Raw genomic sequence first — 6,353 nt, 5'->3', positions numbered from 1 at the left:
TTGGCGCCAATGACCCGCCGCACAGGCGGGTTTTCGTTTGATGCTCCGTCAGCCAACGCGCCGACGGCCTCCGAAGGGACCCGCCAACCCGAGTTCGTTGCCCTGCTTCAAGGAAGCGAAGACGTCCGCCGCAAGCCTGGAGCCAGCATGTCGGCGTAGGCCGTTGCATGCATCGACCTACTTTACGGCTCTTCATGCGGGTACGCTAAACAAGATGTGTTTCGCCCGATAATGCGAGGCCATCTATGATCGATTCTCGCGGCAATGCCGCAAGAAATCGCCATTCGCTTCGACAAGGAGAATTGATCCGGTGCGGTTGAGATCTGTTCCTCTGGGCGTCGTCGCCAGCTTTTTCGTCGCCGTCATCGCCGGGACGGTGTCGGCTCGATCCTTTGCCGCACCTTCTGACGTGCCGGCCTGGCTGCAGGCTCATGTCGGCAACAGCGACGGCCAGATCTCACAGATTGTCCTCGAACGAGCCCGCGCGCTTTACCTGAAGAAGGTCGCGCAAGGCGCTGTCAAGAACCCCTGCTACTTCGCCATGGATGCGACACGCCCCAGCGATCTGGGCAATGGCGTGCTCGGCCGTCGCTATTACGTCATCTGCGAGGCCAGCCAGTCGTTTAGCGCGATTTCGTCAGGCCACGGCAGCGGGCGGAATTTGAAAGGCGTCGTCGATTTTTCAAACGGCAAACGGTGCGCGAAGAACTTCGGCAATGCGATGGATTCATCGTTGACGGCCGGCGGCGCCTATATGACCAGCGAGGCCAAAACCTCGTTCAAGGGCTATTACCGCACTGGCGCGAAGCAGGACGCGGTTTTCCAGCGCACCTTCATCCAGTTCGACGGCGAAGGCGAAGCCGCGAACGCCAGGCAGCGGGCGATCGGCGGTCACGCTGCCCAGGTGCTGCATGGCATGTGCCTGCGCAAAAACCCGAACAGCTCGCACGCCGACCATGACGGCTTCGTGCCGTTCGGCAAGCTGGTGGACTATGCCGGCGGTCGCAGCAATGGCTGCACCAGCTGGTCGCCGGCGGATGCCAAGCGGATCATCCCGATGGTCAAGGACAATCCGACGACGCTCTACATCTACCCGGAATCGCGCGACATCACCGCGGTCGCAGCCGACCGTTCACAGCCGGGCGCCTACTGGAACGCGTCCTGCCTGAAGGAAATCGGCACACCGAAATTCTGGCCGAGAAAGACCCTTGAGCCGATCATCGCCCAATACAGGAAGGATCATCCGGCACCGCCGCCACAGCCGCTGCCGATCTGCGAAGCGTCTTGAAGTCCGCATCGCGCCGCCGCGTCGATTAAGACCGTGCTGCTTTATGTTCGTCGTGCGAACCGCATTGATCGGCGGCCCTGCGACCCACCAGCAATGATTCAATCCGATCTCCAAGGTCAGCGCGCCAGCAGCTTCGGCCCCGCCTCTCTCCTCGGCGTCGCTACTCAAAACAGCTGTGTGCATAAGGGCCGGATGGATCAGACTGGTTGAATGCTCTGGCCGAGGAGAGAATTTCCGGCACCACGTTCAGCCGATTGCGGTGGTTGGAACCAACGGCCTGCTACCCAGTTAGAAAGCCAGCAAGTCTGGTTCTAGCCTTGCCGCCATGTGAATCAAAACCCGCCGACGCAGTCTACGGCCTAGCAGGAGTGGCGACCTTGCAGCGGCGGTGGCCCGCTGGGAAACCGGTGTGCCTGCCTCCGCGACCTGGGCTGCACAGCCGCTGACGACAGCCCAGCAGACACCGTCGCCGACAGCCAAGCAACAGGAGATATGCCGACATGAAAGCAGCCCGCATCCATGCTTTTGGCGGACCTGAGGTTCTTTCGATCGATCAAGTCCCCTTGCCTCAACCGCTTGACGACGAGGTTGTGCTCAGGGTTCGCGCCGCGAGCGTCAATCCGATCGACTACAAGATCCGCGAAGGTTCGACGAACGAGAACCTGCCGGTCACACTCGGCCGCGACGTGTCCGGCACGGTGGAAATATGCGGCACGCGGGCAAATACGTTGAAGAAGGGCGACCCGTTATTCGCGATGCTTGGTCATGACCGGGGCGGCAATGCCGAATTTGTCGTGGTCAAGGCGACGGAGGCGGCTGCGAAACCGGATCGTCTCAGCCATGTCGAAGCCGCGGCGGTGCCGCTTGCCGGCATCACTGCATGGCAGGGCCTTTTCGACCATGGCGGCCTCAAATCCGGGCAACGGGTTCTCATCCATGGCGGCGCCGGCGGCGTCGGTCATCTGGCGATCCAGTTCGCCAAGGCCGCGGGCGCGTTCGTCGCGACAACCGTTTCCGCCGAGGACGTGGTTTTCGTCCGTGAGCTCGGCGCCGATCAGACGGTCGACTACAAGAACCAGCGTTTCGAAGAGGTCGTCGATGCGGTCGACCTGGTGTTCGACCTTGTCGCGGGCGACACGCAGGACCGCTCCTGGGAGGTGCTCAAACCTGGCGGGACGCTCGTTTCCACTCTTTCCGAACCGTCGCAGGAAAAGGCAAACTTGCGCCGGGCGCGTGGCGTCTCCTATCTGGCCGAACCGAATGCGGCGCATCTTGCCGAGATCGGCCGCCTCATCGAGGCCGGCAAGGTCACCCCCTTCGTGCAAGCCACCTACCCTCTTGGAGAGGTCGCCAAAGCGGAAGAACGGCTGGAAAATGAGCATGTGCGTGGCAAGATCGTGCTTGAGGTTTCCGCCTAGCGAGTTGGTGCTTCTGCCGTCCCTCTCGCCCCGTCGATCCCGAGGAGGCGGCACGCTCGGTGTTCCGAGTTCTTGCACGGCATATTGATCTTGGCCAATCGGCCAAGGTGCGCGATGCCCTGCCGAAAGAAATCCAGGCGCTTTGGCCCGAAAGCCTCGGAGTCAAATAGCGTCGGCACCGAACCTGACGGCTCCCTGGGCAGCCGTGCCGAGGCAGGCGCCCGTGTCAAGCGTCAGTCCCGCAAACGGTTGGCGGCATGATCCTGATGCTGCTCGGTCGCGACCTGCCTGGAGTCCAAACCGCGTTCTTTGGAATGCTGCGCCTTGTCGCGATTGGACAGAACCTTGTTTTCTTCAAGCTTGTCCTTTGGCGTTACGGTCATGGCGCCTGTGCCAGAACCCTTTCCCTGCGAACCTGCTCCGATGTGTTTCTTGCTCCCGCGTGCCATGGGCTGCCTCCAATCTATGACAAATGTTCCAGAATCGTGCTCATCTAGTCGTCAGGACGGTTTTTGTGATGGACGCTTTCCTGATTTTTACCGCGAAGGATGTTGCGGTCGTCCGGATCGACGAGGTCCGGTGTGTCGGTTCTCATGTCCGACCCTTTGCGCAGCGCTTCGCGTTCCGCCGCTGATCGTTTCAGATCCGCCTCTGAATCGAAATCCTTGCCGGCATTCTTTGTGTTTTCTCGCTCTTCAATGATGCGAATTTGTTGGTCATGGGTTTTGCGTCCAGTCATCGCTTCCTCCGGTGTGTTCGTGTTGGCGCTCGAAAGTCATCGGCCGCCTCTAAGGTCGGGTCACGGCGCTTGCCTGTCCGAGCCGGCTCTCGTGCTGATAATGGCAAGGTGACGGGATCGTTCCGAAGGCGTTGAATAAGCTTTTCGCCAGATGGCTCGGTTCACCTAGGGCTCACGTTGACCGAGGCCGCCGCCCCGCCTTCTGAACCAGTACGTCCTTTGAACGTTTCGGCGACCGCCGGACTGGTGCCGGACGCCTTTCCGTCGCGCTCCAGCTCAGCGCAGGAAATCGACCACAGCCTGGATGAACTCTGCCGGATATTCGATGTTCGACAGATGGACCGCGGGCAGCACTACAAGCTTCGCGCCGGGCACCGCCGCGGCAATCATCTCACCGTGGCTGGCTGCTGTCACCGTGTCGTGCCGACCGGCGATCACCAGCGTCGGCCGGGGTATCAGTGCTACGGTGCGGCGAAGATCGGCGTCGCGAACCGCTGCGAACAGACCCGCCAGGCCTTGCCGGTCGATAGCCAGCAGCATGGTGCGAAACTCTTCGACCACGGGCTCGTTGGCGGCAACCATCGACGTGGGGAACCAGTTGCTCAGGAACGTCTCGGCGGTTTCCGACATGTCCGGCGCCTGCCGCACCGCGGCAATCCGCTCGTCGAAATAGCTTGCCGGCGAGAGATGGGACGAGGTGTTGCTCAGGATCAGCCGGTCGATCCGCTCGGGCGCGTGGATGCCGAGCCACTGCGCGACGAACCCGCCGAGCGACAGGCCAACGAAATGTACGCGTTGCAGGTCGAGCGCGTCGAGCAGCTCGATGACGTCGCGGCCAAGCCGGTCGAGCGAGTAGGCGCCGACGGGAACGCTCGATCCGCCATGGCCGCGAAAATCGTAGCGCAGGACACGGAAATGCTTCGACAATTCGCCGATCTGCCTGTCCCACATGTGCAGCGTGGTGCCGATGGAATTCGACAGCACCAGCACCGGCTTGCTTGCCTCGCCATCGAAGCGGTAGGCGATGCGCGTGCCGTCGCCCGTTGTGACGAAATTCAGCTCATTCATGATGAAGATTCCTTCTGGAACGTTGAACGAGACAGAGCCTAGCCGTGGAGCGATTTTGTTGATATTACAAAGATAGGACAATCTCTGTAATAAAAACTGATATGGCCGAATTCACTCTGCACGACCTGCAATGCTTCGATGCAGTGGTCCGCACCGGCGGTTTTCAACCTGCGGCGGCCATGCTTTATCGCTCGCACCCGGCGGTGTTCGCCGCCGTCGCCAAGCTGGAACGACAGCTCGGCCTCATCCTTTTGGACCGCAGCGGCTATCGCGTGCGTCCGACCGAGGCCGGGCTTTCGTTCCACCGCCGAGCGCTATCGCTGCTGCGCGAGTTGGACGGTTTGCGCGTCCATGCCGCCCAGTTGGCGATGGGTGAGGAAAGCGAGATCCACGTGGTGATAGGCGACCTGTGCCCGCGCCCGCATGTGCTGGGCATGCTCGGGCGGTTCTTCGCACAGTGCCCCGGCACGCGCCTGCATCTGCATTTTGAAGCGGTGGGCGGCCCATGGGAGCGTCTATTCGATGACGAAGCCGATCTGATCCTGCACTGGGTCGACAAGGGCGATGCGCGGGTGGAATGGGTCGATCTGTGCAAGGTGTCCTTCATTCCCGTGGTGGCGCCGGGCTTTCTGCCCGGGCGTATCGAGCAGCCGATCACTCTGGATCAGATGCAGGCACTCACCCAATGCGTCATGCGCGACAGCGCCCGTCATTCGCCACAACAAAACTATTCGCTGATCGAAGGCGCGCCGCAATGCCTCGTCGCCGACCAGGGCATGAAGAAGGAGATAATCCTGCAGGGCCTTGGCTGGGGCCACCTGCCCCGCTTCCTGATCGAGGAAGAACTGTATGACGGGCGCCTGCAATCCATTGCCGGCCGCCATCTGCCGGGCCGCACCGACGAACTGGTGGTGGCGCGGCGCCGCGACCGGCCGCATGGGCCGATCGCCAACCGTCTGTGGGATCATATCCAGCAGGAAGCGCCGGCATTGCGCCGTGCATTGGAGCCGACGGGGCCCGCCGGACAGACACCCACCAACCAGTCGCGAAAGGCGCAAGTGGCAACGCCAGGACCTCGCGGGTCCCGTCCAGCGATCACTTCTTGACATACGCTCCAGGCTGGCGGCCGCTCTTCGGAGCCTTGGCGTCCTTTGAACGCTCCGCGATAGCGGGGCCGGCGCCGGACGTCTTTTCGGTTGCGGCGCTCGGCGTGACTTGCCTTGGCGGGTTTTGTCCCTCCGACTGGCGGGTTCGGTCTTCCACTTCGCCCATCCGGCGGGTGAGCCCGATGCCGCCGACAGGCTTCTTGTTGGCGGCCGCATCCTGGGAGAATTCATCGGAAGCGTCGGCATCGGTCTTTGCCGGATATTTCGTCGCACCGGTTTCATAGCGGGTTTCGTTCTCAGTCATGACATCTCTCCAGTTGCATGACGGATAAACATCTCAGCGGTATCCGAGTTCCAACTCCTGGACTTCGATTCTGGACGGATCTGGGTTCCGGGAGCGCCCGGTCGGCCACCCAAGCGACGAGATGAGCAGCACCCTACTGCAGCAGGCCCTTGACGATGCCGCTCGCCTTGCCGAAATCCATCTGGCCGGCATATTTCTGCTTCAGTGCGGCAATCACCTTGCCCATGTCCTTCTGGCTGGCCGCACCGGTCGCGGCGATCGCCTCGCGCGCCGCAGCCGTCACCGCCGCATCGTCCAACTGCGTCGGCAGGAAGGTGCGGATGATCTCCATCTCGCCGCGCTCCTGCGCGGCGAGTTCGGGCCGCTTGCCGTCGTCGAAGGCTTTGGCCGATTCCTCGCGCTGCTTCACCATCTTGGCCAGGATCTGCAG

The 6,353-nt window shown here is 62.0% G+C and carries 8 protein-coding genes and 1 pseudogene; 4 read left to right on the top strand and 5 right to left on the bottom strand.

Translation table 11 applies throughout. The features are described from left to right. The first annotated feature begins 310 nt into the window (after positions 1-310). The 3 genes and pseudogenes from EN750_RS13945 to EN750_RS13935 form a co-directional block, all read left to right on the top strand. Positions 311-1,288: a hypothetical protein gene (locus tag EN750_RS13945; protein WP_127396757.1), complete on the top strand. Its 978-nt coding sequence runs from the start codon at positions 311-313 to the stop codon at positions 1,286-1,288. Between the two features lie 500 nt (positions 1,289-1,788). Then, positions 1,789-2,706: an NADP-dependent oxidoreductase gene (locus EN750_RS13940; protein WP_127396756.1), complete on the top strand. Its 918-nt coding sequence runs from the start codon at positions 1,789-1,791 to the stop codon at positions 2,704-2,706. A gap of 23 nt (positions 2,707-2,729) precedes the next feature. After that, positions 2,730-2,876: pseudogene (locus EN750_RS13935) on the top strand (DUF2267 domain-containing protein); the annotation flags it as partial. Positions 2,877-2,939: 63 nt separating this feature from the next. On the opposite strand, the gene EN750_RS13930 reads toward EN750_RS13935, so the two are convergent. From EN750_RS13930 to pcaD, 3 genes are all read right to left on the bottom strand, one after another. Further along, positions 2,940-3,155, bottom strand: coding sequence for a hypothetical protein (locus EN750_RS13930; protein ID WP_013530133.1), 216 nt, complete (start codon positions 3,153-3,155; stop codon positions 2,940-2,942). 44 nt (positions 3,156-3,199) lie between these two features. Further along, positions 3,200-3,445 (bottom strand): hypothetical protein, encoded by a 246-nt coding sequence (locus tag EN750_RS13925; protein WP_023809680.1) that lies wholly within the window; start codon positions 3,443-3,445, stop codon positions 3,200-3,202. A gap of 276 nt (positions 3,446-3,721) precedes the next feature. Next, positions 3,722-4,513 (bottom strand): 3-oxoadipate enol-lactonase, encoded by a 792-nt coding sequence (pcaD, locus tag EN750_RS13920; RefSeq protein ID WP_127396755.1) that lies wholly within the window; start codon positions 4,511-4,513, stop codon positions 3,722-3,724. 101 nt (positions 4,514-4,614) lie between these two features. On the opposite strand from pcaD, the gene EN750_RS13915 reads away from it, so the two are divergent. Next, positions 4,615-5,619 (top strand): LysR family transcriptional regulator, encoded by a 1,005-nt coding sequence (locus EN750_RS13915; RefSeq protein ID WP_127396754.1) that lies wholly within the window; start codon positions 4,615-4,617, stop codon positions 5,617-5,619. Here EN750_RS13915 and EN750_RS13910 read toward each other — a convergent pair. Beyond that, positions 5,609-5,923, bottom strand: a complete 315-nt coding sequence (locus tag EN750_RS13910) for a hypothetical protein (protein WP_127396753.1) — start codon at positions 5,921-5,923, stop codon at positions 5,609-5,611. The two genes, EN750_RS13915 and EN750_RS13910, sit on opposite strands and share 11 nt — an antisense overlap. A gap of 133 nt (positions 5,924-6,056) precedes the next feature. Beyond that, positions 6,057-6,353 (bottom strand): GatB/YqeY domain-containing protein (locus EN750_RS13905; protein ID WP_127396752.1); only part of this gene is annotated, 297 nt, incomplete at its 5' end.

Source organism: Mesorhizobium sp. M7A.F.Ca.ET.027.03.2.1 (assembly GCF_003999175.1).
In the GTDB taxonomy this organism is placed as follows: Bacteria; Pseudomonadota; Alphaproteobacteria; order Rhizobiales; family Rhizobiaceae; genus Mesorhizobium.
This window is presented reverse-complemented; position numbering and strand designations above follow the sequence as displayed.

Excerpts from the sequence above, each read along its gene's own strand:
- EN750_RS13915 (WP_127396754.1), top strand. The coding sequence starts at position 4,615 with ATGGCCGAATTCACTCTGCACGACCTGCAATGCTTCGATGCAGTGGTC.
- EN750_RS13940 (WP_127396756.1), top strand. The coding sequence starts at position 1,789 with ATGAAAGCAGCCCGCATCCATGCTTTTGGCGGACCTGAGGTTCTTTCG.
- EN750_RS13910 (WP_127396753.1), bottom strand. The coding sequence starts at position 5,923 with ATGACTGAGAACGAAACCCGCTATGAAACCGGTGCGACGAAATATCCG.
- EN750_RS13930 (WP_013530133.1), bottom strand. The coding sequence starts at position 3,155 with ATGGCACGCGGGAGCAAGAAACACATCGGAGCAGGTTCGCAGGGAAAG.
- pcaD (WP_127396755.1), bottom strand. The coding sequence starts at position 4,513 with ATGAATGAGCTGAATTTCGTCACAACGGGCGACGGCACGCGCATCGCC.
- EN750_RS13925 (WP_023809680.1), bottom strand. The coding sequence starts at position 3,445 with ATGACTGGACGCAAAACCCATGACCAACAAATTCGCATCATTGAAGAG.